Here is a 25,235-nt window from a genome sequence, read left to right as displayed (position 1 = left end):
GGCGCGCCGGGGGCGGGGGACTCAGCGGTCGATATAGGCCGCGGCGGCGTAGCCCACCTGGTCCCCGTAGTGGACCACGTACCAGCCCTGCCACTCGCCGTAGATGGTGACGGCGGACCCGTTGGGCATGTTGGCAATGACGGTTCCCGTGGGGGCGGGGTAGCTCCGGAGATTCAGCGTCCCCCAGCTGAGGGTCACGGTGCCCTTTGCCGGGTCCATGGGGTAGATGAAGGGCAGGCCGAAGAATTCCGTCAGGGCCCGGGCCAGCTGCTGGGCGATGTCGTCCATGTGGCCCTCAATCCAGAGGGCGTCGGCATAGTTGTCGTGATAGCCGATTTCCACCAGCACCGCCGGGGCCTTGGACTGGGCCACCTCTCCCAGGGACGTAGTGGAGCGGGTGGTAACCTTGCCGGGGAGGGGGTAGATTTTCCGCAGCTCCTGGGCGATGAGCTCCGCCGCCCGCTGCCCCTGGGAGCTGCCGGGGTAGTAAAAGGCGATGATGCCCCGTTCCTCGCCGTAGCGCCCTTCCGGAGCGCCGTTGGAGTGGAGGGCGAGATAGAGGTCATAGTAGCCCCGGTTGGCCTCCCGGATGGAAGAGCCGGCGGTCATATCCGGACGGTTGCGCTTGTAGCGGATGCCGTTGGAGAGCAGATAAGGAACCAGGGCGTCCGCCAGCAGGTTCATGTTGTATTCCTCCGAGCCGCTGCCGGTGACGTAGCTGTTCCATTCCTGTGTCGACGGACTCAAATAAATGATAGGCATGGCAATTCCTCCTTCTTTATTATATATGGAAATTTCCCGCCGGATGTGTTACTATAATCAATTAGGAATTAGAAATTAGGAATTAGGAATTTTTTAGTATCCTGGCCAATTCCTAATTCCTAACTCCTCATTCCTAATTGAAAAGGGACTGGTATCATGAAAGTTGAACGAAGCTATCCCTGCGCCGCAGTCACGCCCAAGGCGGAGGCCGCCATTCTCCGGGGCCACCCCTGGGTCTATGACGCGGAGATTTTATCCATGGACGGAGCGCCGGAAAACGGCGGTCTGGTGGATGTGCGCAGCAAAAAAGGCGCCTATCTTGGCACCGGCTTTTTGTCGGAGGCGTCAAAAATCCGGGTCCGGCTGATTTCCCGGAACGCCAACGACCGTTTTGACGCCGCCTTCTGGGAACGAAAGCTGCGCTGGGCCTGGGAGTACCGGAAGACCGTCATGGACCCCCAGGACCTGGACGCCTGCCGGATTATCTTCGGTGAGGCGGACATGTTTCCCGGCCTGACCGTGGACCGGTTTCACGACCTGCTCAGCGTTCAGGTGCTGTCGGCGGGCATGGAGCGGGTCAAGGGGACCCTGCTGCCCCTGCTGGTGGACATGCTCCGGAAGGACGGCCAGACCATCCGCGGGGTTTATGAGCGGAACGAGGCTGCCCTGCGGGACAAGGAGGGCCTGCCCAAATACAAGGGGTGGTTTCCCCTGTCGGGGGAGGCGGCCCCGGAGTCCCCGGTGACGGAGATCACGGAAAACGGCGTGCGCTACCTGGTGGACGTGGAAAACGGCCAGAAAACCGGCTTTTTCCTGGACCAGAAATACAACCGCCGCTGTGTGGCCCGGCTGGCGGCGGGGAAGACGGTGCTGGACTGCTTTACCCACACCGGGTCCTTTGCTCTGAACGCCGCCCTGGGAGGCGCGGCCCACGTCACCGCCGTGGACGTGTCCGCCTCCGCCGTGGAGATGGCCCGGACCAACGCGGAGCGGAACGGTCTGGCGGAGCGGATGGACTTTCTGACGGCGGACGTCTTCCAGCTGCTGCCCTCTTTGGAAAAAGAGCCGCCCCGGTATGATTTCATCATCCTGGACCCGCCGGCCTTCACCAAGTCCCGGAGGACCGCCGCCAGCGCTATGGCGGGCTATAAGGAAATCAACTACAGGGCCATGCGCCTGCTGCCCCGGGGCGGGTATCTGGCCACCTGCTCCTGTTCTCACTTTGCGGAGGAGGAGAAATTCCTGGCCATGCTCCGCAGCGCGGCGAAGGATGCCGGAGTCCGCCTGCGGCAGATCGAGGCCCGCCAGCAGAGCTGCGACCACCCCATCCTCTGGGGCGTGGAGGAAACCAATTATTTGAAATTCTATCTGTTCCAGGTGGTTTAGCAGGCTACGGGGAGGATATGCACTGTGAAAAAAGCAGGGATTTTGTGTGCCAGTGACACAGAGCTGGCCCCGTTTTTAAAGGTCATGGAGGTCAGCCGGGTTACGGAGAAAGCCATGCTGAAATTTTACGAGGGAACAATTCAGGGAATTCCCGCCGTGGCGGTGTACAGCGGTGTGTGTAAGGTCAACGCAGCCGTGGCGGCGGAGCTGCTGATTGAGGTCTACGGCGCAGATGCCGTCATCAACGCCGGAGCGGCTGGGGGAATTGACCCCCAAATTCAGGTGTTTGACACAGTCGTGGCAGAGCGTGCGGTTTATCACGACGTGGCAAAGGACATCCTGACGGAATTTCACCCCTGGATGCCGTCGGTTTATTTTTCATCTGATGAAGACCTGCTCTCCGCCGCCAGAAAATACGCCGAGACCGCCCGGCATCCGGTCGTCTTCGGGACGATTGCCACAGGCGAGGCCTTCATAGAAAACGAAGGCCGGGAACGCCTTCGCCGGAAGTATGCTCCTCTGGCGGCGGATATGGAGACGGCAGGCGCCGCCCATGTGTGTTATGTGAATCAGGTCCCTTTTCTGGCGGTAAGAACGGTTACGGATACCGATGAGGAGAGCGGGGCGGAGGCCTTTGAGCGAAACTGCGAGCGGGCCTGTGAAATCGTGGCGGAAGTCACGGTGGGACTGCTGAGGGAGTGGGTCTGAATTTTAATAGGGGCCCGCTGCGCGCATGGCTCTCAAATCTCCCGTCTCCCGGAGGAACCGGAGGGAGCACACCGCGTCGGCGGTAAAAACCAGCAGGAAGCCAAAGGTCAGCCAGTCCGGGACCGCCGCCGCCAAAGCGGCGACCCCCGGCTGAATGAACCGGACCGCCGCCCACACCAGGACCCCCCAGGCCAGGGAGAAGGGCAGGCAGACCCGGCCCCGGAGATTGCCGGAGACCTGGGAATAATCCCAGAACTCCACGCGCAGAAAGCGCTCCCCGGCCCAGTGCACGGCGTATTCCACCGCCGTGGCGGCCAGACCGCCCCAGACCGTCAGCCCCAGCCAGCCCATGGGCGGCAGAGCCAGCGCCGCCATCATGCCAAGGCCGTATACCGGGCACAGGGGTAGCAGAAGGAAGCAGCGCCGCCGCTGTTCCCCGGAACGGGAGGCCAGGGCAAAGGCCAGTTCCACCAGCCAGCCGAGAAAACTGTAAATCCAAAAATACCAGAGACAGAAGATCATGTCATCACCTCGGCCTCAGTCTCTCCTGGAAGCGGATAACGTATCCCTCTCTTGCGCCGGCAGTTTTTTCATGCTATACTGGGGGAAACAGCCCTTGATCTGTCAGGACCGGGCGGAAAAAGAAAGAAACGAGGTGGCTTGGATGGACACATGGGAGAATCTGAGGTCGGAGTGCCTGGCCTGCCGGGGGTGTTCCCTCTGTGAGACGCGGCACAACGTCGTGTTTGGCGACGGGGCCCAGGACGCGGAAATTTTGCTGATTGGCGAGGGTCCTGGCCAGCACGAGGATGAGCAGGGCATTCCCTTTGTAGGCCGGGCCGGGAAGCTGCTGGACGACATGCTGGAGATGGTGAACCTGGACCGGACCAAGGTCTATATCGCCAACATTGTCAAGTGCCGCCCGCCCAACAACCGGGACCCCCTGGGGGTGGAACAGGACGCCTGCATGGACTGGCTCCGCCGTCAGACGGTCCTGCTGCGGCCCAAAATCATTGTCTGCCTGGGACGCGTCGCCGCCAAGGCCATCATCAAGGATGATTTCCGCATCACCCAGGAGCATGGACAGTGGTTTACCCGGGGCGGCGTGCAGATGACCGCCATCTATCACCCGGCGGCCCTGCTGCGGGATGTGAACAAGCGGCCTGAGACCTTCGAGGACCTGAAGGCCATTCAGGCCAAGGCCCGGGAGCTCTGCGTCCATACGGAAGTGTAAAGAGACAGGGGACGCCTCCGGCGTCCCCCTGCTTTGGCCCAATTGTAAACCGGTATAAAATTAACGGTTGACAATTTTGGGAAACTGCGGTATCCTATTACCAATTTCAACATCAAAGGAGGCGTTTTCCCTATGAGCTCCACCACTTCCGACAGGACTGCCGCGCCCCGGCTTCAGACCCGGGACATGGCCTATATCGCGCTGTTCGCCGTTTTAATGGCGGTGTGCGCCTGGATTTCCGTGCCTGTGCCTGCGCCCTTCGTGCAGTTCACCATGCAGACCTTCGCGATTTTCGCGGCCCTGCTGACGCTGGGCGGCAGGCGGGGGACCTATGCCGTTGTCACCTATTTGCTGCTGGGGGCAGTGGGTGTGCCGGTGTTCAGCGGCTTCCGGGGGGGCCTGAGCGTGTTGCTGGGAACCACCGGCGGATATATCCTGGGCTTTTTCTTCACGGCGCTGCTGTACTGGCTGCTGACCGCCAGGCTGGGGGAGAGCCTGCCGGTGAAGGCTGCTGCCGGCGTGCTGGGCATGGCGGTGTGCTACGCCTTCGGAACCGCCTGGTATCTGACCCTCTACGCCCAGATGGGAAAGCCCATGGGCCTGCTGGCTGCCTGCGGATACTGTGTGTTTCCCTTCATCATTCCCGACCTGATCAAGCTGGGTCTGGCAGTGCTGCTGTCCCGCCGCCTGGAGGGGTTTGTGAAGCAGGCCTGAGACCCTTATTCCGCCGTGTCCGCGGCTTCAAAGCCGCTTCCTACCATCGAAGCAAAAGCGCCCGGCTGCTGCCGGGCGCTTTTTCCTGTCTGTTTTGGTTTTCGCTAGGGGCTGTTCATATAAACCACATGTGCGGATTTTCGAGCAAATTTTAGCCGGATGCGAGGCAAAAATTTGCAGGCGTACTGGCGTACGGCAAAAATTTTTAACGAAGCAGTCGGCAAAATTTGCCGAAAAGACGTGCGCGTGGGCTTATGTGAACAGGCCCTAAAAGGTCAGCCGCATGGAATACCAGGCCGCGCCGCCATGGGCGGAGGCGGAAAGCCCCTCGTTTTGGAAGCCGAATCGGGCATAGTAATGGATCAGGGCCTCCTTGCAGGTGAGGACGCAGCCCGTCCGGCCCTGGGCCTGAGCGTCGGCCAGCACCCGTTCCATCACTTGGCCGGCCCGGCCCTGCCGCCGGTATTGGGGCAGGGTGTTCACGCCGAAAATCATCTGCCAGGCCCCTGTTTCCCTGTGAAAGGAGGGGTCGGCATACATGGCGTCCAGCAGCTGGGGTTCGTCGGTAACCGGACCGTTGATGAAGCTGACCAGACGCCCCTCGTCCTCCATCAGCCAGAAGTGATGAGGATAGACCCGGAGCCGGGCGGCCAGAACCTCCTGGGAGGCGGCTTCGGCGGGAGGGAAGCAGAGGGCTTCCACCGCCGCCAGGGCGGGGAGGTCGGAGAAAAGGGCGGTACGGATGTGCATGGGCGGTACTCCTTTATATCGTCAGCGCAGTTGAAAAGGGACAAAGCTCCTTTTCAACCGGCGGACATTTGGCCCGCCGGTGCGCAGGGCGCGCATGCGTTTCCTGTGAAGTCTGGCGCAAAAGGCCGTACATGCGGCCCAAAGCGCTGCACGGCAGAGCTTCACTGAAAAGAATCCAATAGATTCTTTTCAACTGCGGTGACTATAGATGCCCGTTCAGGAACTGGTATTCCAGCAGCAGCCGTCCGGTGCTGCTGGACATGTTCTCAAAGCAATAGGGCTGGTCCGCCGCGAAGCGCAGGGCATCCCGCTCCAGAAGCTGAAAGGTCTGTCCTTCCGCCGTCAGGGTGATGGTGCCGGCCAGAACCGTGGCCCGGCAGATGCAGCCGCTGACCGAGGGAGAAGGGGCGTAGCGGGCGCCGATGTAAAGGTCCAGGAAGCAGCTGGCCAGCCGGGTGGTTTCGTCATAGGGCAGGCTGGGCCGCAGAACCGTCCTGCCGCCGTCCAGATGCTTGGGTCGGGTGTCCTGAATCCGAATCAGCACCAGGCTTTGAAAGCCGCCTGGCTGTGCTCTCTCTTCTGCGGGAACCGGATAGGTGCGCTCTTCCGCCATCGCTTCCATCGCCTTCGCCTCTCTTTACAGATGACTGAAAAATGCCGGCCTGGGGCCGTTTAGCTTATAGTACCTGCTTTGGAGGCATTTGTCAAGAAGCGGGGAGAAGAGGGAAGCGCCCCGGCGCGCATTTTATATAGTCAGCACAGTTGAAAATCGGCAGATACCGATTTTCAAGCAGCGGCGGAGCCGCTGACGGGTAAGGCCCCCTGTGCTGACTATGAAGTCCACCGCAAGGCCGTTTTACGGCCTGTGCGGCGAATCATCGCCGCACTTGTTGAAAAGAAGCTGATGCTTCTTTTCAACTGCGGTGACTATAACAGGACCGTGATGCAGGGGCCGCCGCCCTCGGCGGCCTGCCGGTACAAGGGCCTCATATTTGGCCGCCCAAGGGGGCGTCCCCAGCAAAATAAAATCTGCGAATCAGACGCCCCTGGAGAAGAGGGGGCGCGTCTGTTCATATATTTTATCAGGCAGAGGAGGCGCAGGGGGCGGGCTGTACGCCTGTAGGGGCGGCCCTCTGCGCCCGCCCGTGCTCCCAATGATGCCGGACTTTCCGCAGGAGGGGCCGGGACTGGAGTCCGGCCCCGGACAAGGCGCCGCGGATTCCGATATCCTTTCTCAGAGCCCGGTTTTTTTCCAGAGCGGCCTGGCCCACACCGGAGCGGAGACAGGTTGGAGCGGCTCCGGGCTTTTGGCGGGTCCCACGCCCGCCGTCACGTCCTCCCGGCGCAGGCATCCCGCCTCCCGCAGCGCCGCCAGCAGTCGGCCCCGGTCCGCCTCCTCCGGCAGGGCCGCCTCTGCCTCCGGCGGAAGGGAGAGAGCCGGCAGGGGCTGGGTTTCGTCATACAGCCGCAGGACCACCGGGTTGGCCATGGACAGGTCCCGCCGCAGGTCAAAGAGGACCAAAGCTTCGGCCCCCTCCAACTGCTCCCTGGAGGGGCCCAGAAGCAGCGACACGCCGTATTCCCGCCGCAGCTGGCGGCACAGATCTTCGCCGCCATAGGGCAGGTCCAGCAGGACATAGCGGTGCCGCAGGCACAGCTCCGTCACCGTCCGCACCACCTCGCCGGTGAGGACTGAAGCCGTCACCGCCACCCGGGCCCCGGCTACCGGCAGCCGTTCCGCCTCCAGGCCCGCCCGAACCCAGTCCGCCGCCAGGCTCCGGCGGAGGGCCAGCGTGCCCGTGATGCGCAGACCGCATTTTTCCAGCACAGCCCCATGGGAAAAGTCCGCCGGGGGAACAACCTGGGCAACGCCCAGCTTCCGCAGCCGCCGGGCCGCCGCCAGCAGCCTGCGCCGCCGGACCGCCGGATGGGGGCTTCGGGCGATTTCCACCCACAAAAAGCGGGTCCGCAGCAGGGGACGTTCCTCAATCTGTATGCGTTTCTGACCCTTCTGCGGGTCCTTCCAAAGCAGCAAAGCAACCATAATATGACCTCCCGCCTCATGATATGGGGCGGGAGGCCGAAATATGTTATGTTCCGCTGAGGGTGTACCCGGTGAGATAGCCCTTTTTCGGGGCTGCGCCGTCGTTCAGCGGGTTGATAATCTGGTTGTTTTCCGTAATCTCAAAGTGGAGATGGGGACCGGTGGAGTTGCCGGTGGAGCCGGTGACCCCCAGGACGTCGCCCTGGTTTACACGCTGTCCCACGGAGACGGAACGCTTGCTCATGTGGGCGTAGAGCGTGGAGTTGCCCGGCCCGTGGGACACCACTACATAGTGTCCGTAGCTCCTGGAGTACTCGGAGATGATGACGGTGCCCGCCTTGGCCGCGTAGATGGAACTGGTATAGCCCACCCGGCCGATGTCGGTGCCCTTGTGGTTGGTGGAGCCGATGCCGCCGGGAGAGGCCCGGCCTCCTACGGTGGAGGTGATATAACGGCTGTTTACCGGCCAGATGTACCCGCCGGGGTTGGACGCGGGAGCCGACTGGCCCGCCGCCGCCAGCCGGGCGGCCTCCTCCTCGGCCAGCTTCCGGTTCAGCTCCTTGATCTTGGCCTGCACCGCCGCCTCGTCGGCGGAGAGGTCGTCCAGGGCATCCTCCTGTTCCTCCTGCTGCTTGCGGAGCTGGGCAATCAGGGCGTTGGCCTCCTCTCGGCGGTTGTCCAGGTCCTTTTTCTTTTGCTCCAGCTGGGACTTGGCTTCCTCAGAGGCGGTTTTCTGCCCCTCCAGGGTGACCTTGGTATCGGCAATTTCCGCCTGAATGACTTTCAGATTTTCGATTACACGCTGGTCATAGTCCATAATCTCGTTGACAATGTCCAGTCGGCCCAGCAGGTCCGAGAGGCTGTCCGCCCGGAACAGGACGGCCCAGTATTCCGTTTTCCCCTGCTCCTCCATGGCCCGGACCCGCTTGCAGAACAGGGCGTACTGCTGGGCTTCCCGTTCCTCGGCGTCCGCCAGCTCCTGTTCCGTCTGGGTGATGAGGGCGGCGTAGGTCTCAATTTCCTGTTCGGTGTTGGCGATTTCGTCCTCGGTGAGGCTGATTTGACCGTCCAGCAGGCGCTTGCGCTCCAAGGTGTTGCTGATGTCGCCGGAGAGCTTGTCCAGCTGGGCCTGAATGTCCTTTTTCTCCTGGGCCAGGCCCTTGGCGTCGTCCTTCAGCGCGTCGATGTCCGCCTGGGTGACCGCCGCCGCCGGCTGAAGATTGGCCGGCAGCAGGCACAGGACCAGGGCCAGCGTCAGAATCCGTCCAAGCCCCTTGATGTTCTTTTTCCGCTTCATATGCCCTCCTCAGACCTGTAAATACTTCCGGATGGCGGAGAGGCTGCCGCCTACGCCGATCAGAATGCCCGCGCAGCCGAAGGTCAGGGCCACCGGCTTCCAGAGCTGCTGAAAGGGAACCACGTCGATGAGCTGGAGGGCGTCGTTGGTGCTGACGCCCTTGGACACCGCCTCGTAGAGCATCCATTGCAGGAAGAAGGCGATGGTGGAGCCCAGCAGGCCCAGCAAAAAGCCCTCATACACAAAGGGCCAGCGGATGAAACCGTTGGTGGCGCCCACCATCCGCATGATGGCGATTTCCTCCCGGCGGTCAAAGGTGGTGAGACGGATGGTGTTGGAGATGATGAACAGGGAGACGATGAAGAGAATGGCAATCAGGGCGATGCAGACCACCGAGGCCACATTCCGCACGGTGATGAAGCCCCCGGCCACGTCCTCATAGGCGTTGATGCCGCCGATGCCCTGGGTGTTCCGCACCTGCTCCACCGTCTGGGAAATCAGCTCCAGATCGTCAATCTTCAGGGAAAACCGGTCCCGCAGAATTTCCGGGTCCAGGTCCTTGAAATACTCCTCGTCCGGATAGTCCTCCAGGAATTTTTCCATGGCCTCCTCCCGGCTGATGAACGTCACCGAGGTCACATTGGGCACGGCCCCCAGCGTCTTTTCCAGGGCCTTGATCTGCTGGTCCGTACAGTCCTCCTCGATAAAGGCCAGGATTTCGTTCTCTTGCTCCAGGTCTGCCAGAAGGGCGTTGGCGTTTACCGCCACCAGGGAAAAGGTGCCCATAATCAGCAGACAGGCCACGGTGATGCCGATGGCGGCAAAGCTCATGAAGCCGTGGCTGAACATGTTGGACAGCCCCTCGTGGACAAAATATCCGAAATTGTGTTTACCCATGGATATGTCCTCCCACATAGCGGCCCACGCTGTCGTTGATGACCCGCCCGGAATCAATGGTGATGACCCGCTTGCCGAACCGGTCCACCAGATCTTTTTCATGAGTCACCACCACCATGGTGGTGCCCAGCTCGTTGATTTTCACCAGCAGGTCCATCAGCTCCAGGGACCGCTCCGGGTCCAGGTTGCCGGTGGGCTCGTCGGCAATGATGGTGTCCGGGTTGTTCACCAGGGCCCGGGCAATGGCCACCCGCTGCTGCTCGCCGCCGGAGAGCTCATTGGGGTAGCTGTGGGCCTTGTCCTCCAGACCCACCAGCTCCAGGACATAGGGAATCCTCTGGCGGCTCTCCCTGGCAGAGGCCCCCACCGCGCGCATGACAAAGGCCAGGTTGTCATAAACGGTCTTTTTGTCAATCAGGCGGAAGTCCTGGAAAATAACCCCCAGCGTCCGGCGCATCAGGGGAATCTGCCGCTCGGAGATATTCCGGGTGGAAAAGCCGTTGACCCGCACCCGGCCCACGCTGGGCTCCACCTCGCCGGTGAGGAGCTTGATAATGGTGGACTTGCCGGAGCCGGAGGGCCCCACCAGAAAGACGAACTCGCCGGGACGGATTCTCAGCGAGATCCCCCGGACGGCCTTCGTCCCATTTTCATAGGTCATTTCCACGTCCTTAAGTTCGATGACTGCGGACTCTGATTCTACCATACGGGCACCTCCCATTGCTGTCGGAAAAGGGCGGCGGCGGACCGGCGGGCTGTCCCCGGCCGGCAGCCGGCAAAATTCCATAATAAACACCATTATATATGGTTTTCCGCCCCAATGCAACAAGAGAATCGTTTTCTTTTTCGATTTCCAGTTTTTTCACATGTCCGGGGCGGAAGCGGGGTAGTGCAAACTATTGCGATAGTGTGAAAGTAACTCTACCACAGCGGCGGCTGTTTGTCAAGCGGCGGAGCAGGCTGTCCCTTTTAAGAAACATATAACTCCGGCGATTTCTACAGAGGCACATTGATATGACAGGGGTCTTGTGTTATAATCGGTTCAACAAATCTTTAGTTGTGAGGCGCCAGCGATGAAATATCATAAAGTGATACGGTTGAAAAATGGGATTGAATGCTGCTTGAGAAACGGAACCGAATCTGACGGTCAAGCCGTACTTGATCACTTTCATTTGACACATGGAGAGACCGATTATTTACTGACCTATCCAGACGAAAATTGCTTTGATGTCACGCAGGAAAGCCAATTTCTGAAAGAGAAATCCGAAAGTAAAAATGAAATCGAAATCGTTGCCGTAGTCAATCATGCAGTGGTGGGAACCGCTGGGGTTGAAGCAGTGGGGAAAAAACATAAGGTGCGGCATCGCGCCGAATTGGGCATCAGTGTAGCTAAAGAATTTTGGGGACTGGGGATTGGACAGGCGTTGACGGCAGTGTGCATTGAATGTGCAAGGGCTGCGGGATATATCCAGCTTGAACTGAGTGCGGTTGCTAGCAATGCAAGAGCGTTATCCATGTATAAAAAAGCCGGATTTGTTGAATATGGCAGAAATCCCAAAGGCTTTCATTCCCGACTGGCGGGATTTCAAGAAGTTATTCATATGAGACTGGAATTATGATATGTGTATAAGCTCCAGTTTATTGGGCAGCCATCCATGAACGGGCGGCTGCCTGTTTTGGATAGTTTAACGAATGGTTTGGTGAAGCCGCGTTCAGCAGCACCCGTCTGAAAAGGGAGGAGGAGGCTCTGCCCGGCCTCTTCTGCGCAAATGTTCAGGCAGCTATCCAGAATGGATAACTGCCCGATAAGCTGGAAGTAACTGGAGGTAAAAAGCCTTCTCAAGGGACTGCGGAATGATGCCGGCGGATTTGCTCACTCAATGGGCAGATTGTGCTGCTTCAAAAAAGAGAGCTTATCCCAATAGCCCCGCTGGAACAGAATTTTCCCATTCACAACCTGGAAAAAGCCGCATCCCCGGAGCCCCAGGGGGTCGCGCCACTCAAGAATCGCCCACTGCCCGTCTTCAAATATATTCTCTGTAATGGCCGTCATATCTGCGGAGGCAAATTCTTCTGTGAACATTGCCCGGATTGCCTCGATTCCCGTAACAGGGTCATTTGCTACCTGATGGTTTATGGCGTTTTCATGATAAAGGCTTGTAATTGCCTCCACATCATGGAGGTTGAAGGCGTCTACCCACTTGCATACCACTTCTTTCGGCCGCAGCATACGATTACCCTTTCTGTGTTTGTTTCGATTCCTTGTCTGCCGGGTCCCTTTTGACTGCTGCCGGGCCGCTCAGGAGTCGATGCCCCGGGAAGTCAGATACTTCTTGACCATCAGGGCCACCTTGAAGGTAATGGCGTCGTCGAACTCCCGGAGGTCCAGGCCTGTCAGCTTCTTGATTTTCTCCAGCCGGTAGACCAGGGTGTTCCGGTGGACGAAGAGCTTCCGGGCGGTTTCGGAGACGTTCAAGTTGTTCTCGAAGAAGCGGTGGATGGTGAACAGGGTTTCCTTGTCCAGGGCGTCGATGGGATTCTTCTTGAAAACCTCCTGGAGGAACATCTCGCAGAGGGTGGTGGGCAGCTGGTAAATCAGACGGCCGATGCCCAGGTTTTCATAGTTGATAACATACTTTTCCGTGTCGAAGACTTTGCCCACGTCAATGGAAATCTGGGCCTCCTTATAGGATTTTGCCAGGTCCCGCAGGTGGGTGGCGATGGTGCCGATGCCCACCACAACGGTGCTCTCGCTGCCGGAGCGGAGACTTTCCTCAATGGAGGAGGCGATTTTGTTCAGCTCCCGGAAGCCGGCGCCCTCGGGCATCTGCCGGACCAGAACCACGTCGCCCTCACCGATGTTGAGAACGAAATCGTTCTGCCGGTCGGGGAACATGGACTGCACCACGTCGGTGGGCACGGACTCGCCCTTTTTCAGGGAGCGGATTGCGAAGACGCCCCGGGCCACATCGGCGGTGACCCGCAGCTCCTTGGCCCGCATGTAAATATCCCCCAGCATGATGTTGTCGGAGATGATGTCCTTGATAAAGGAGCCCCGGTCGTGCTTTTCCTCATAATAGGACTTGGCGGCGTTCAGCGCCACCGTGGCAACGGAACAGACGGCCTTGCTGACGTCGTTTTCTCCAAAGGCGAAGGCGGCATAGTCAAACTGATTGCCCCAGCCGTTGAGGGCCTTGAAGGTTTTGCCGTCGGAGGAGATCAGGGCACCGGAGGCGTTGTTCACCACCGGGACATACTCCGTCCAGCGCTGCCCGATCAGGGACAGCTCGCTGCATGCGATCACGATGCCCTCGCTGTCAATGACACCGATGGTCCGATCCGTGTTTTCCTTTAATTGCAGCACCACGTTTTGATAAATTCTCCCAGACATGGTCATCCTCCTCAGCTAAATTTACAGGGGAAACCTTGTGTATTTTGTCAATGGCACTATTATATCGGCATTTTCTCCAAAAAGCAAGATGTTTTTTCTTTTTTCAACAAAAAAACCTTTGAGTTTTTGGTTAGTATTCGAGCTTTTTCTAGGAACTACACAAGTGCCCGGAGTTTTTCCATCTCTTCCTCGGTCAAAAAGCGAAACCCTCCCCGGGGGAGGCTCCGATCCAGGTCCAGGCAGCCCATCCGGACCCGTTCCAGGTACAGAACCGGCGCGCCCCGTGCCGCCAGCATCCGTTTGACCTGGTGGAATTTTCCTTCCCGGAGGGTAATCAGGACCTCGCTGGTCTCGCCGGAAGTCAGAATCTCCAGCCTGGCCGGGAGGCAGACCAGGCCGTCCTCCAGAGTCAGGCCCGCCGCCAGAGCCCGGCGGTCCGCCTCCGCCAGACGCCCGGCGGCCCGGGCATAGTAGACCTTGTCCACATGGCGTTTCGGGGAGAGAAGGGCGTGGGCCAGTCCGCCCTCGTTGGTCAGCAGCAAAAGGCCCTCGGTGTCCTTGTCCAGCCGCCCCACGGGGAACAGCCCCTGCCGCCGGAGCTCCTGGGGCAGCAGGTCCAGCACGGTTTTTCCCCGCCCGTCCTCTGTGGCGGAGAGGACGCCGGCGGGCTTGTTCAGCATCAGCCAGGTATAGCGCCGGTAGCCCAGGGGCTGGCCGTCTACCAGAATGGAGGCGGTCTCCGGGTCCGCCTTGTCCTCGGCGGAGCGGGCGGGCCGGCCGTCTACCGTCACCCGGCCCCGGCGAACCAGCTCCCGGACCTCCCGCCGGGACCATTTTCCTGTGGAGGCGATGAGTTTGTCCAGCCGCTGGGGCTTTGGCCTCTCCATGGGCGTTTCCCTCCTGTTTTTGTTGTGTTTCCGCGTCTCAGGGACGCTCTGGGTCTATGATATCACAGACCGGGTGATATTTGAAGAGAAATGAAGGGAAAAAGGCGCAAAGATTCACAGGACGGGGCGAGGGGCCGGAGGCGGACAAATCCCGTATCATAAATTGTCCCGGACATGAATAAGAACAGACAGGAGGGATGAATATGTTGATTTGGACAGCCAAATTTTCCAAAAAGAAAGCCGTGGCCGCCGTGATATTCATGGGCGTGGTGATGGCCGTGCTGATTGTGCTGATGGGCCGCACGCCGGAGGAGACAGAGGCGCCCCGACCCCAGCTGACCGGCAATGCCCAGCGGGTGGAGTATCTTCGGTCCCTGGGCTGGGAGGTGGAGGAGGAGCCCATTGAGACCCTTCAGTTCCTGTTCCCCGAGAAGCTGGAAGAGCCCTATTTATCCTATAACGAACTCCAGCTGCCCCAGGGCTTCGACCTGAGAGAGTGCCTGGGGCTTCAGGTGTCCCGCTATACCTATGCCGTCCTCAATCATCCCAGCCGGGCGGAGGGGGTCCAGGCCAATCTGTATCTCTGCGGGGGCGTTCCCGCCGCCGGAGATCTCTTCTGTCCCGGCTCCGGGGGCTTTCAGGACCCCCTGATTTCCGGCGGGACGGAGGAAGGGCGGTAGGCAGGTCCGGAGGGAAGTGAACAGGGCGGCCGGGCGCGGTTCGGCCGTCCTCTTTTTCGCCGGATGTGTCGAAACAAACAAAAGTTTCAGAAACGAGAAATATGACTGGAATTTACAGGCCGGCCATGTTATACTGTCTGGTATGTCCGGTGAAATCTGCCAACGTTAGGAGCGTGAATGCTTTGACCCTGTTATCCTCCATTCTTCTGGGCGTCATCCAGGGCGTCACGGAATTTCTGCCGGTGTCCAGCTCCGGCCATCTGGCCATTGCGGAGCACCTTTTGGGACAGACCACGGAAATTCCGGGCTTTTTTGATGTGCTGCTCCACCTGGGCACCCTGGCGGCGGTGTTCGCCGCCTATTGGGAGGATATCCGGGAGATGATTCTGGAGTTCTTCGACGGGGCCGCCGATATCCTCCATGGAACCACGCCCACGCCGGTGCCCCCGGCCCGGCGGATGATTCTGCTGATTGTGGTGGGGACCCTGCCCCTGTTCGCGGTTCTGCCGGTGATGGATCAGGTGGAGAGCCTGGGGGACAACATGTATTTCGTGGCGGCGGCGCTGCTGGTCACGGGCTGCCTGCTCTTCGCCAGCGACCGGGTCCGCCGGGGCCGGAAGACGGAGCGGACCGCCTCGCTTCTGGACGCGCTGCTGGTGGGCGTGGGTCAGGCCGTGGCCACCTGTCCCGGCATCTCCCGCTCCGGCACCACCATCACAGCCGGGTGCTTCGTGGGCTTCGAACGGAAGTTTGCCGTCCGCTACTCCTTCCTGATGTCCATTCCCGCCATTCTGGGGGCCAACATCCTGAGCTTGAAGAAGGCCGTTGAGGCCGGCGTTCTCTGGGAGGAGGTCCCCATCTACCTGGTGGGCGTGGCGGTGTCGGCGGTGGTGGGCTACGCCTGCATCCGCCTGCTGAAGCTGATTGCGGAACGGGGCAAATTCGGCTTCTTCGCCTATTACTGCTGGCTGGCCGGCGTAGTGACGCTGGCGCTGATTGTCTTCCAGAGGGCCGGCAGCGCTGTCTGAGGAACGGATTCGGACGCATAAGAGAATCCCCGGCGGAACGGGGAAAACCAAAAACGGAGGTACATACCTGTGGCGACCTCAACACAAAAGCGTACGTCAACAAAACAGGGCTCCAGGAGCTCCGGCGGCAGCCGGAAGAGCGGCGGAAGCCGGCAGAGCCAAAAACAGCGCCCCGTCCGCCGGGAGGTGGCGGGGGGCGTTCTGCTGGCGCTGGCTCTCTTTGTGTTTGTCAGCTATTTCGGCGTCAAGGCCCTGTTTATTGATTTGATGAGCACCCTCATCAAGGGCCTGTTTGGCTATGGCTACTGGATTTCCGGCCCGGCGCTGCTGCTGGCGGGGCTGATCCTGGTGTTCCACCACGGCAGGCCGGTGCGGCTGCGGGCGTCCTGCGCCCTGCTGCTGCCGCTGTTTTTCGGCGCGCTCACCCATATGGTGATCTGCAAGGAGGTTTATGATCCCTCCTTTTTCGGCCTGCTGAAAACCATCTGGACCGACGGCGTGGCCCTGAAGTCCGGCGGCGCTGTTTCCGGCGTGCTGGCCAACGGCTCCGTGGCGGTGTTTTCCAGGCTGGCCTCGGTGATTCTTTTCACGGTGCTTTTTGTGGTGCTGCTGATGATTTCCTTCCGGCTGACCTGGGCGGCGCTGCTGGAGAAGCACCGCCAGCGGCCCCAGTACGAGGAGGAGGAAACGCCGGCCATCAAGGTCACGCCTGTGGACCCGCCCCGGCGGCGTGCCGCCGGGCCCAAGCCCCAGATTGACATTCCCCTGGACGGCGAGGCGCCGCCTCCCCGGCGGGAGCGGGAGAAGAGCCGGTTTACCGGCTTCTTCCGCCATAAGTCCGAGGACCAGCGGACCCCGGACCAGATTCTGACGGCCCATGCCGAGACCGTCCGGGACGAGCCCAGGGAAACCGTCAGGAGCCCGGAGCCCGTTCGGGAAGCGCCCAGGCCGGTGCCGGAGCCTGCGGTTGCCGCCGTCCCGGAGCCGGCGACGGAAATCCGCACGCCGGCGATACCTGAAAGAGAAGACATCCCGGTCCAGCCCAAAACGCCTGAGCCTGTCCGGGAGTCTCCCAAAGAACCCCCCAAAGAGACGCCCAAACCGGAGACCTTTGGACGGACCAGCAAGGCGGAGACCGCCAAGGAGGTGGCGGCCCAGACCGCCGCCGTGGCGGCGGAGATCGAGGAGAAACTGGCGGCGGAGGAAGGCGCTTATCTGTATCCTCCCATCGACCTGCTGCGGCAGAGCAGCGGGGAGAACCATGTGGAGGCCGGAGCGGAGCTGCGGAACAACTCCCGCCGTCTGGCGGAGACCCTGACCAGCTTTGGCGTGGACGCCACCCCCGGCGACGTCATCCACGGGCCGTCCGTCACCCGTTACGAGTTCGTCCTGGAGCAGGGGGTGAAGCTGTCCAAAATCACCAATCTGGCCGACGACATCGCCCTGGCCCTGGGGGCCACCGGCGTGCGCATCGCCCCCATTCCGGACAAAATCTCTGTGGTGGGCATTGAGGTGCCCAACAAGCAGGTGACGCCGGTGCTGATTCGGGACGTCATCGAGTCCCGGGAGTTCTCCGGCCATAAGTCCCAGTCCGCCTTTGCCCTGGGCCGGGACATCGGGGGCCGGAACGTCATCGGGGACATCGGGACGCTGCCCCACGTGCTGATTGCCGGCACCACCGGTTCCGGCAAATCCGTGTGCACCAACTCCCTGATTATCAGCCTGCTCTTCAAGTCCACGCCGGAGGAGGTCCGGTTTATCATGGTGGACCCCAAGATGGTGGAGCTGGCCCCCTACAACGGCATCCCCCATCTGCTGATTCCCGTGGTGACGGACCCCAAGAAGGCCGCCGGGGCCCTGCAGTGGGCTGTGTTTGAGATGATGAAGCGCTACAAGACCTTTTCTGAGCACGGCGTGAAGAAGCTGGAGGAGTTCAACCGCCTGGCCCGGCAGCGGGAGGACCTGGAGCCCCTGCCCAGCGTGGTGGTGGTCATCGACGAGCTGGCGGACCTGATGCTGGTGGCGGCCAAGGAGGTGGAGGAATCCATCTGCCGGGTGGCCCAGATGGGCCGCGCCGCCGGAATGCACCTGGTCATCGCCACCCAGCGGCCCTCCGCCGACGTGATTACCGGCTTGATGAAGGCCAACATTCCCAGCCGCATCGCCTTTGCCGTGGCCTCCTCTCTGGAGTCCCGCATCATTCTGGACAACACCGGCGCGGAGAAGCTGGTGGGCCGGGGCGACATGCTCTATGCTCCCCTGGGAGCGGGCAAGCCCCAGCGGGTTCAGGGCTGCTTCATCACCCCGGAGGAGATTGAACAGGTGGTGGCCTTTGTCAAGCAGACCGGCGAAGCCCGCTATGACGACGAGGTGATTGCCAAGATTGAGGAATCCGTCCAGGAAAAGGGAAGCAAGGGCGGAAAGGCCCCTGCCGAGCCGGAGCCCAGCGAGGAGGACGAACTGCTGCCCGCCGCCGTGGAGGTCATCCTGGAGACGGGACAGGCCTCTGTGTCCATGCTCCAGCGGCGGCTGAAGCTGGGCTATTCCCGGGCGGCCCGGCTGGTGGACCAGATGGAGGAACGGGGCTATGTGGGCCCCTTCGAGGGGTCCAAGCCCCGGCAGCTTCTGATTACGAAGGAGAAGTGGCAGGAGATGAAGATGGGCGGAACCGGCAATGACGGGCCGGAGGAGCCGCTGGAAGAGGAGTGAGGGGCGAACCGGGGGAGTGTCCTGCTCGGAAACTTTTCGGAAACTTTATGCAGGAGTCTGTCCCGGCCCGTCTCCCGGGAGCTTGCGGCTTCCGAAAAACGGGGCGGGACAGAGTCCGCTTCCTCATCCTTCTGATAACATGCGCGTCTGGACATTCCCGCGAACCGGATTCCTGTTGACACGGCGGGGGAAGCGGTTTATAATCAGGCGTGACAACTAAATAGTATGAATGTCTTCAAGGCAGGGTGAAATTCCCGATCGGCGGTAGAGTCCGCGAGCGCCCAAGCGCTGATTTGGTGCAATTCCAAAACCGACAGTACAGTCTGGATTAAAGAAGGCGTATGGAATTCGTCAGGGGCTCCTGGCGTTCCGCGCGTTCTTTTTCTTCCGGCGGCGGCCTTGCTGACATGCTCCATACGTCTCAAGAGTAAAACACCTAAAGGCATTTTCATGCTTTTAGGTGTTTATCTTTTTGAGGAGGTATGATTTATGAACCGAACAACCAAAAACCTCGCGGCAGCAGGGATGCTCTGCGCCCTTGCCTACGGGGCCGCAGCGGCGGGACGGGTTCCCCTGGTGCTCTTCCTGAAGTACGACCCAAAGGATGTGGTGATTGCCGCCGGCGGGCTGATCTACGGACCGGCAACCGCGTGCTCCGTGGCTCTGGCGGTCTCGCTGGCCGAGATGTGCACCGTCAGCGAAACCGGGGTCCTGGGCTGCCTCATGAACGTCGTTTCAAGCTGCGCCTTCGCCTGCACCGCGGCGCTGGTCTACCGGCGGAGGCGGACCCTGTCCGGCGCAGTCAGGGGACTGCTGTGCGGGTGGCTGTGCATGGTCTCGGTCATGCTGCCCTGGAACTATCTGATTACCCCCATTTACATGGGTTATCCCAGGGAAGCGGTGGCAGAGCTGCTGATTCCGGTCTTTCTGCCTTTCAATCTCATAAAGGGCGGCCTGAACGCGGCTTTGACCCTGCTGCTGTACCGGCCCCTTATGACGGCGCTGAGACGCGGGGGCTTTATGGAGGAACCGGAATAAGCCTGTCCGCGCGTTTGCGCCGCCGGACATAACCGCCGGAAGAGGAGAAAAGAAAAACGCCGGAGAAGAAACTTCTCCGGCGTTTTGCGCGCCGCAGGGGACAGGCTGGCATGTCAGGACGGAAGCTGCGCCGTGGTCCGGGGCTGCCGCCGGAGGGCAGAGCGGTTCTGAATTTAAACCCGGAACCCAAAAATCCGGACACTCCTCCGAACCCCAAAAAGATTATGATTTTTTTCGCGTCAAACAAAACCCGGCGATTCCGCCAATCAGGACAAGCGGCGCGATTCTGACGGACAGCCACTCAAATGCGTGAAACGCTGTTCCGATGACTGCGGTTTCCGGATGGCTGTAATCCCAGGCCAGGTAAGGGCTGTTCAATCGGACCAGGGCTGCGAAAACGGCTGCCGAAGCCGCACACATTAAGATGAAGGACCAGTGAAGCACGGCCTGCCGTCGTGATTTCCTGTGCGCAAGCTGAAGGCTGATGGCCTCAAGGGTCTGGGAAATGGCCCTGAGGTCGCCGGTCTTTTCCCCGGCGGCGGTTTCCCCCAGCAGTACGCTCACCGGCGTTTCAAATACCTCTGAAATGGAGATCAGCATGTCGGAATCCGGAACCGACAGGCCCTGTTCCCATTTTGAGATGGTCTGCCTCACCACATTCAGCCTGCCCGCAAGTTCCTCCTGTGAGAGCCCTTTGGATATTCTGATGGCTTTTATGTTTTCGCTTAGCATCAAAGAGCGCCTCCTTTCACCGCCATTATACTGAGGGAAGCCCGTTGCGGCAAGCAACGCAAATTAACATGACGGCGTTTTTTCGCTCAGGTCCGGTTTTCGGCCTGACACAGGGGGAGTCTGCCTCCGCCGCAGGCGCTGTCCGGCTGGTCCGGGCTCCGGTTCAATTCAGCGTATCCGCCGCCTGCCTGAAAAGGGCCTCCGCCCGCTCCGCGACGGCGGGGCAGGTTTTGAGCTCCGGGTCCCTGGCCAGCAGGCTGTCCGCCTCCTCCTGGGCCTCCTGGAGCAGCTGGGCGTCCATTCCCAGGTCCGCCAGCTTCAGCCCCGGCAGGCCGTGCTGCCGCTGGCCGAAGAAATCCCCCGGCCCCCGGAGGCGCAGGTCCTCCTCAGCGATTTTGAAGCCGTCGGAGGTTTTGGTCAGCACCCGCAGCCGCTCCGCCGTCTCCTCGTTTCTGTGGTCGGAAATCAGGATGCAGTAGGACTGGTGCTTCCCCCGGCCCACCCGGCCCCGGAGCTGGTGGAGCTGGCTGAGGCCGAAGCGCTCCGCGTTTTCAATGACCATCACGGCGGCGTTGGGCACGTCCACGCCTACCTCGATGACGGTGGTGGACACCAGCACGTCTGTTTCCCCGGCGGCAAAGGCGGTCATAACGGCGTCCTTCTCTTTGGGCTTCATCTTCCCATGGACAAAGGCCACCCGCAGGTCGGGGAAGACCTCCCGCTGAAGGGTCTGGGCGTATTCTGTGACGGCCTTTTTGTCGTCCTCGGGGTCGCCGCTCTCCGTCACCTGGGGGCAGACGATATAGGCCTGCCGCCCCTGGGCGGCCAGCTTGCGGATGAAGCTGAAAACCCGGGGGTGGTAGCTGCCGGGGACCCGGTAGGTCTCCACCGCCTGACGCCCCGGCGGCAGCTGGTCGATGACGGACACGTCCAAATCCCCGTAGAGAATCAGGGCCAGGGTCCGGGGGATGGGGGTGGCGGACATGACCATGGTGTGAGGATGGGCCCCCTTGGAGGCCAGGGCCGCCCGCTGGCTGACGCCGAAGCGGTGCTGTTCGTCGGTAACCACCAATCCCAGGTTGGCGTATTCCACGCTTCCGGTAATCAGGGCGTGAGTTCCGATGGCAAAGTCAATTTCTCCCGCCGCCAGCTGGGCGGCGATTGTTTTTTTGGCTTTGGCGGCGGTGGACCCGGTGAGCAGGGCGCAGCGGACGCCCAGGGGCTCCAGCAGGGGAGAGAGGCCCGCGTAATGCTGCTGGGCCAGAATCTCCGTGGGGGCCATCAGCGCCGCCTGCCGTCCGTTTTTCACGGCGAAGTACACGCAGGCCGCCGCCACCATGGTTTTGCCGGAGCCCACGTCCCCCTGGCAGAGCCGGTTCATGGGCTGGCCGGAGGCCATGTCCGCCAGGGCCTCGTCCACACAGCGCCGCTGGGCCTCCGTCAGGGTAAAGGGCAGGGCCCGGTAGAACCCGTCCATGTCCACGGCCTGGAAGGGGGCGACATGAACGACCTCCCGCCGCTTCCGCAGCCGCCGCAGGCCGATGGTGAACAGGAACAGCTCTTCAAAGGCCAGCCGACGCCGGGCCAGGGCCAGGGCCTCGGCGCTCTGAGGAAAGTGGATGTTTTCATAGGCAAAGCCCGCCTGACAGAGCTGGCGCCGCTGCCGGAGTTCGTCGGGGAGCACGTCGGGCAGAATGTCCGCGCAGGCGTCCAGCCCCTGGCGGACAGACCGGGAGAGGACGGTCTGGCTGACCCCGGCGGTGAGGGGATAGATGGGGACGATGCGGCAGGTGGCCTCCCGCTTCCCCTCAGGCTCCACGATGGGGGCCGCCATGCGCCAGAGCCGGGGCCCCCCCTCCGGCTTGCCGCAGAAAATATAGGTCTCGCCTTTTTTCAGACTGCTTTTCAGCCAGGACTGATTGAAAAAGGTGACGTCCAGCTCCCCGGTCTCGTCCACCGCCCGGAGCTTCACCAGGTCCAGCCCCCGGCGGGTGAAGGTCAGGGTGGGAGCCGTGGCCGCCATGGCGGACACACAGGCGGTCTCGCCGGGGACCAGCTCGGCAATGCGGCGGAGGGCCGTCCGGTCCTCATAGCGCCGGGGGAACCAGGAAATCAGGTCCCGCAGGGTATGAATGCCCAGCTTTTCCAGGGCCTTGGCCCGCTGCTCGCCCACGCCCTTGATATAGCGCACATCGGTGGTCAGATCTGCCATGGGATGCCTCCTCTTCAGGATTCTTCCGGACCATTATAGCGTGAGACGCAGGGAAAAACAAGGGACTTTGGGGGATACCCCAAAGTCCGGGCGGCGAACGGCCAGTCAGCTCAGCCGTTCAGCCTTGTGTTGACGTATTCCAGGAAACGGAAGGTCAGGCCGTTTTCCTCCATGGGCTCGCCGGTAGAGACCAGGGTCCAGTTGGGCAGCTTATCCAGGTTGGGAAAGAAGGTGTCCGCGCCCTCGGCCTGGGCGTCCACCCGCGTGAGGACCACCCGGCGGCAGCGGTTCAGCAGAGCGGTGTAGACGCTGCCGCCGCCGATGACCCAGACGTTTTCGCCGTCCTCTCCCGCCAGGGCCACGGCCTCGTCCAGGCTGGCGGCGGTTTCCATGCCCTCCTGGGAAAGGTCGGCCTGGTGGGTGACGACGATGTTCCGCCGCCCTGGAAGGGGCCTGCCGCCGGGGAAGGAGTCCAGGGTCCGGCGGCCCAAGATGACGGTGCCGCCCATGGTGCGGTCCCGGAAATGGCGCATGTCAGTGGGCAGGGAGAACAGCAGCCCCCCGTCCCGGCCAATGGCCCAGCGCCGGTCTGTGATTACGATTGCGTTCATTCAAAGCACCTCATATGGCTACGGGGATTTTTTCGTCAAAGGGGGCGGGGGCGTAGCCCTCCATATGGAAGCTGTCCGGGGTGAAGGCGTAGAAGTCCGTCACGCCGGGGTCCACGGAAAAGACGGGGGCCGGGGCGGGGGAGACCTCCAGCAGCCGCCGGATGATGGGAACATGCCGGTCGTAAATGTGGGCGTCGGCAATGACATGGACCAGCTCCCCGGGGACCAGACCGCTGGCCCGGGCGAACATGTGGACCAGAACGGCGTACTGCGTCACGTTCCAGTTGTTGGCGGTGAGCATATCCTGACTGCGCTGGTTCAAAATGGCGTTCAGGACATTTCCGGAGACATTGAAGGTCATAGACCAGGCGCAGGGATAGAGATTCATTTCGTGGAGGTCCTGAAAATTATAGAGGCTGGTCAGGATGCGCCGGGAGGCGGGATTGTGCCGCAAATCATAGAGCACCCGGTCCACCTGGTCCATCTCCCCCTCGGGATACCGGTGCTTCACCCCCAACTGATAGCCGTAGGCCTTGCCGATGGAGCCGTCCTCGCCGGCCCACTGATCCCAGATGCGGGCCTCCAGATCGTGGATGTTGCTGGACTTCTTCTGCCAGATCCATAGCAGTTCCTTCACCGCCGTTTTCCAGTAGGTTCGGCGGATGGTCAGGATGGGGAATTCCGCGCTGAGATCATAGCGGTTGACAATGCCGAATTTCTTAACGGTGTGGGCGGGCGCTCCGTCCTCCCACCTGGGGCGGACGTCCTGGCCGGTGTCCCAGACGCCGCTGTCCAGGATGTCCCGGCAGTTCTGGATAAAGAGCTGGTCGGCACGGCTCATGGCAAAACCTCCTGTCGTTTCTGATGGTCTGTTTACATAAGAACTGTGCAGGTTCTCCAGCTGATTTTTGCCGGAAGCAGGGCAAAATTTACAGGAGCGCCGGGCCTCAGGCATGGGAACGCGGCAGAGGGCGGAACCGGCCGAAAAGACGTTCGTTTCATCTTATGTTTACAGAGTCCCATATACTATAGCAAATTTCAAAGCAGGTGTGAAGCGCCATTTTGAAGGGATTTTCAGAAGAAATTCCGCGGGTTTTTGCCGCTTTCTCCAAAGAAGTGCCAAAACTTTTCTCAGGTTTGTTGGAAATATCGGTTGTGAAAAGGCGAAAGGTGCGGTATAGTCAACCAAGCCGGACAGATGGCCGGAGGGGGCCCTGTCCGGCCGCATCCAGACGAAGAAAGGGGGCGGCGTTATGACCGAGGCCGGCAAGCGGGGATATCTGAAGGAGGATTTCCGTCTGTTTCACCTGAAGGACAGCCGCGCCCAGAAGGTGGATTATCATTACCACGAGTTCGACAAGATGATTCTGCTCCTGGGGGGAAAGACGGCCTATCTGGTGGAGGGCGTCACCTATTTTCTCCAGCCCTGGGATATTCTGCTGGTGCAGCATAATTTAATTCACCGGCCCGTCATTGACCCCTCCGAGCCCTATGAGCGGGTGGTGATTTGGCTGGGACGGGACTGGATGGCTGCCCGCAGCGACCCCGGCGAGGCCCTGGACACCTGCTTTGACGCCACCCGCCGCCGGGGCTTTCACCTGCTGCGGACGGAGGGAGAACAGCGGCTTCAGTACATGCGGACCCTCCAGCGGCTGGAGGAGGCCCTGCACTCCACGGAGTTCGGCGCCGTCCGGCTGGCGGACAGTCTCTGCCAGCAGCTTTTGATTGAGGTAAACAGGGATGTGCTCCGGGACCCCAAGGTGGAGCCGGACTGCTGCCGGGTGGACCCCAAGGTGGAGGAGATTCTGCGCTACATCGCCGCCCATCTGGAGGAGAATCTGACGGTGGAGGCCCTGGCGGGCCGGTTTTATCTCAGCCGCTACTACCTGATGCACCGTTTTAAGGACGTCACAGGCTACACCATCCATCAATATATCAGTCAGAAGCGGCTGCTGCGGGCGGGGGAGCTGATTCGCTCCGGCACGCCGGTGATGAAGGCGGCGGAACAGGTGGGGTTTTCCGAGTACTCCACATTCCTCCGGGCCTTCCGGAACACCTTCCACATGAACCCCCGGGACTTCCGCTGACATATTTTTTGCTGCTTCCGCGCCGCTGTTTCGAGTAGATACAGGGGAGACGATGATGGAGCTCAAAC

25 protein-coding genes and 1 riboswitch are annotated in these 25,235 nt (G+C 61.0%); of the genes, 10 read left to right on the top strand and 15 right to left on the bottom strand.

The window, feature by feature from the left end:
• Positions 1 to 21: 21 nt before the first annotated feature.
• The gene (locus tag Q0063_RS09060; RefSeq protein WP_297871656.1) at positions 22 to 762 is read right to left on the bottom strand and encodes an N-acetylmuramoyl-L-alanine amidase; all 741 of its coding nucleotides are present in this window, start codon (positions 760 to 762) and stop codon (positions 22 to 24) included.
• 156 nt (positions 763 to 918) lie between these two features.
• Between Q0063_RS09060 and Q0063_RS09055 the strand changes: the two genes are divergently transcribed.
• Complete coding sequence (locus Q0063_RS09055; RefSeq protein ID WP_297871655.1) at positions 919 to 2,148, top strand: class I SAM-dependent rRNA methyltransferase; 1,230 nt, start codon at positions 919 to 921, stop codon at positions 2,146 to 2,148.
• Positions 2,149 to 2,172: 24 nt separating this feature from the next.
• Entirely contained in the window at positions 2,173 to 2,856 is a 684-nt protein-coding gene (gene mtnN / locus Q0063_RS09050) for a 5'-methylthioadenosine/S-adenosylhomocysteine nucleosidase (protein ID WP_297871654.1), read from the top strand.
• Positions 2,857 to 2,859: 3 nt separating this feature from the next.
• On the opposite strand, the gene Q0063_RS09045 is transcribed toward mtnN, so the two are convergent.
• The gene (locus Q0063_RS09045) at positions 2,860 to 3,378 is read right to left on the bottom strand and encodes a putative ABC transporter permease (RefSeq protein ID WP_297871653.1); all 519 of its coding nucleotides are present in this window, start codon (positions 3,376 to 3,378) and stop codon (positions 2,860 to 2,862) included.
• 142 nt (positions 3,379 to 3,520) lie between these two features.
• Here Q0063_RS09045 and Q0063_RS09040 point away from each other — a divergent pair, with 142 nt between their 5' ends.
• Both Q0063_RS09040 and Q0063_RS09035 read left to right on the top strand, forming a co-directional pair.
• A complete protein-coding gene (locus Q0063_RS09040; protein WP_297871652.1) occupies positions 3,521 to 4,090 on the top strand; it encodes a uracil-DNA glycosylase family protein in 570 nt (189 codons plus the stop codon).
• Positions 4,091 to 4,222: 132 nt separating this feature from the next.
• Positions 4,223 to 4,804, top strand: a complete 582-nt coding sequence (locus tag Q0063_RS09035; protein ID WP_297871651.1) for a biotin transporter BioY — start codon at positions 4,223 to 4,225, stop codon at positions 4,802 to 4,804.
• A 267-nt stretch (positions 4,805 to 5,071) separates the two neighbouring features.
• Here Q0063_RS09035 and Q0063_RS09030 read toward each other — a convergent pair whose 3' ends face one another.
• The 6 genes from Q0063_RS09030 to ftsE form a co-directional block, all read right to left on the bottom strand.
• Positions 5,072 to 5,554 (bottom strand): GNAT family N-acetyltransferase, encoded by a 483-nt coding sequence (locus Q0063_RS09030; RefSeq protein WP_297871650.1) that lies wholly within the window; start codon positions 5,552 to 5,554, stop codon positions 5,072 to 5,074.
• A 202-nt stretch (positions 5,555 to 5,756) separates the two neighbouring features.
• Positions 5,757 to 6,176 carry a cupin domain-containing protein gene (locus Q0063_RS09025; RefSeq protein WP_297871649.1) on the bottom strand — a complete coding sequence of 140 codons (420 nt, stop codon included), beginning with the start codon at positions 6,174 to 6,176 and terminating at the stop codon, positions 5,757 to 5,759.
• Between the two features lie 612 nt (positions 6,177 to 6,788).
• Positions 6,789 to 7,598, bottom strand: a complete 810-nt coding sequence (locus Q0063_RS09020; RefSeq protein ID WP_297871648.1) for a hypothetical protein — start codon at positions 7,596 to 7,598, stop codon at positions 6,789 to 6,791.
• Between the two features lie 46 nt (positions 7,599 to 7,644).
• Positions 7,645 to 8,895: a murein hydrolase activator EnvC gene (locus tag Q0063_RS09015; protein WP_297871647.1), complete on the bottom strand. Its 1,251-nt coding sequence runs from the start codon at positions 8,893 to 8,895 to the stop codon at positions 7,645 to 7,647.
• Positions 8,896 to 8,904: 9 nt separating this feature from the next.
• On the bottom strand, positions 8,905 to 9,792 hold the full coding sequence (gene ftsX, locus Q0063_RS09010) for a permease-like cell division protein FtsX (RefSeq protein WP_297871646.1): 888 nt from the start codon (positions 9,790 to 9,792) through the stop codon (positions 8,905 to 8,907).
• Positions 9,785 to 10,498, bottom strand: coding sequence for a cell division ATP-binding protein FtsE (gene ftsE / locus Q0063_RS09005; protein ID WP_297871645.1), 714 nt, complete (start codon positions 10,496 to 10,498; stop codon positions 9,785 to 9,787). Before ftsE ends, ftsX begins: the two co-directional genes overlap by 8 nt.
• A gap of 367 nt (positions 10,499 to 10,865) precedes the next feature.
• Here ftsE and Q0063_RS09000 point away from each other — a divergent pair, with 367 nt between their 5' ends.
• Positions 10,866 to 11,411, top strand: coding sequence for a GNAT family N-acetyltransferase (locus Q0063_RS09000; RefSeq protein ID WP_297871644.1), 546 nt, complete (start codon positions 10,866 to 10,868; stop codon positions 11,409 to 11,411).
• Between the two features lie 254 nt (positions 11,412 to 11,665).
• Here Q0063_RS09000 and Q0063_RS08995 read toward each other — a convergent pair whose 3' ends face one another.
• From Q0063_RS08995 to Q0063_RS08985, 3 genes are all read right to left on the bottom strand, one after another.
• Complete coding sequence (locus Q0063_RS08995) at positions 11,666 to 12,019, bottom strand: nuclear transport factor 2 family protein (RefSeq protein ID WP_297871670.1); 354 nt, start codon at positions 12,017 to 12,019, stop codon at positions 11,666 to 11,668.
• A 72-nt stretch (positions 12,020 to 12,091) separates the two neighbouring features.
• The gene (locus Q0063_RS08990; protein ID WP_297871643.1) at positions 12,092 to 13,183 is read right to left on the bottom strand and encodes a CdaR family transcriptional regulator; all 1,092 of its coding nucleotides are present in this window, start codon (positions 13,181 to 13,183) and stop codon (positions 12,092 to 12,094) included.
• 155 nt (positions 13,184 to 13,338) lie between these two features.
• Entirely contained in the window at positions 13,339 to 14,070 is a 732-nt protein-coding gene (locus Q0063_RS08985; RefSeq protein ID WP_297871642.1) for a pseudouridine synthase, read from the bottom strand.
• Between the two features lie 203 nt (positions 14,071 to 14,273).
• Between Q0063_RS08985 and Q0063_RS08980 the strand changes: the two genes are divergently transcribed.
• From Q0063_RS08980 to Q0063_RS08965, 4 genes are all read left to right on the top strand, one after another.
• Complete coding sequence (locus tag Q0063_RS08980) at positions 14,274 to 14,750, top strand: DUF4830 domain-containing protein (RefSeq protein WP_297871641.1); 477 nt, start codon at positions 14,274 to 14,276, stop codon at positions 14,748 to 14,750.
• A 173-nt stretch (positions 14,751 to 14,923) separates the two neighbouring features.
• Entirely contained in the window at positions 14,924 to 15,778 is an 855-nt protein-coding gene (locus Q0063_RS08975) for an undecaprenyl-diphosphate phosphatase (RefSeq protein ID WP_297871640.1), read from the top strand.
• 69 nt (positions 15,779 to 15,847) lie between these two features.
• On the top strand, positions 15,848 to 18,487 hold the full coding sequence (locus Q0063_RS08970) for a DNA translocase FtsK (RefSeq protein WP_297871639.1): 2,640 nt from the start codon (positions 15,848 to 15,850) through the stop codon (positions 18,485 to 18,487).
• 227 nt (positions 18,488 to 18,714) lie between these two features.
• Positions 18,715 to 18,830: riboswitch (FMN riboswitch) on the top strand.
• 146 nt (positions 18,831 to 18,976) lie between these two features.
• Positions 18,977 to 19,525 carry an ECF transporter S component gene (locus tag Q0063_RS08965; RefSeq protein WP_297871638.1) on the top strand — a complete coding sequence of 183 codons (549 nt, stop codon included), beginning with the start codon at positions 18,977 to 18,979 and terminating at the stop codon, positions 19,523 to 19,525.
• A 222-nt stretch (positions 19,526 to 19,747) separates the two neighbouring features.
• Here Q0063_RS08965 and Q0063_RS08960 read toward each other — a convergent pair whose 3' ends face one another.
• From Q0063_RS08960 to thyA, 4 genes are all read right to left on the bottom strand, one after another.
• The gene (locus Q0063_RS08960) at positions 19,748 to 20,257 is read right to left on the bottom strand and encodes a helix-turn-helix domain-containing protein (RefSeq protein WP_297871669.1); all 510 of its coding nucleotides are present in this window, start codon (positions 20,255 to 20,257) and stop codon (positions 19,748 to 19,750) included.
• A gap of 163 nt (positions 20,258 to 20,420) precedes the next feature.
• The gene (gene recG / locus Q0063_RS08955; protein WP_297871637.1) at positions 20,421 to 22,469 is read right to left on the bottom strand and encodes an ATP-dependent DNA helicase RecG; all 2,049 of its coding nucleotides are present in this window, start codon (positions 22,467 to 22,469) and stop codon (positions 20,421 to 20,423) included.
• Between the two features lie 110 nt (positions 22,470 to 22,579).
• Positions 22,580 to 23,080, bottom strand: a complete 501-nt coding sequence (locus Q0063_RS08950; RefSeq protein WP_297871636.1) for a dihydrofolate reductase — start codon at positions 23,078 to 23,080, stop codon at positions 22,580 to 22,582.
• A gap of 10 nt (positions 23,081 to 23,090) precedes the next feature.
• A complete protein-coding gene (gene thyA / locus Q0063_RS08945; RefSeq protein WP_297871635.1) occupies positions 23,091 to 23,921 on the bottom strand; it encodes a thymidylate synthase in 831 nt (276 codons plus the stop codon).
• A 412-nt stretch (positions 23,922 to 24,333) separates the two neighbouring features.
• Here thyA and Q0063_RS08940 point away from each other — a divergent pair, with 412 nt between their 5' ends.
• Positions 24,334 to 25,167, top strand: coding sequence for an AraC family transcriptional regulator (locus tag Q0063_RS08940; protein WP_297871634.1), 834 nt, complete (start codon positions 24,334 to 24,336; stop codon positions 25,165 to 25,167).
• Positions 25,168 to 25,235: the final 68 nt, after the last annotated feature.

Source organism: uncultured Oscillibacter sp. (assembly GCF_947654275.1).
GTDB lineage: Bacteria > Bacillota > Clostridia > Oscillospirales > Oscillospiraceae > Oscillibacter.
This window is presented reverse-complemented; position numbering and strand designations above follow the sequence as displayed.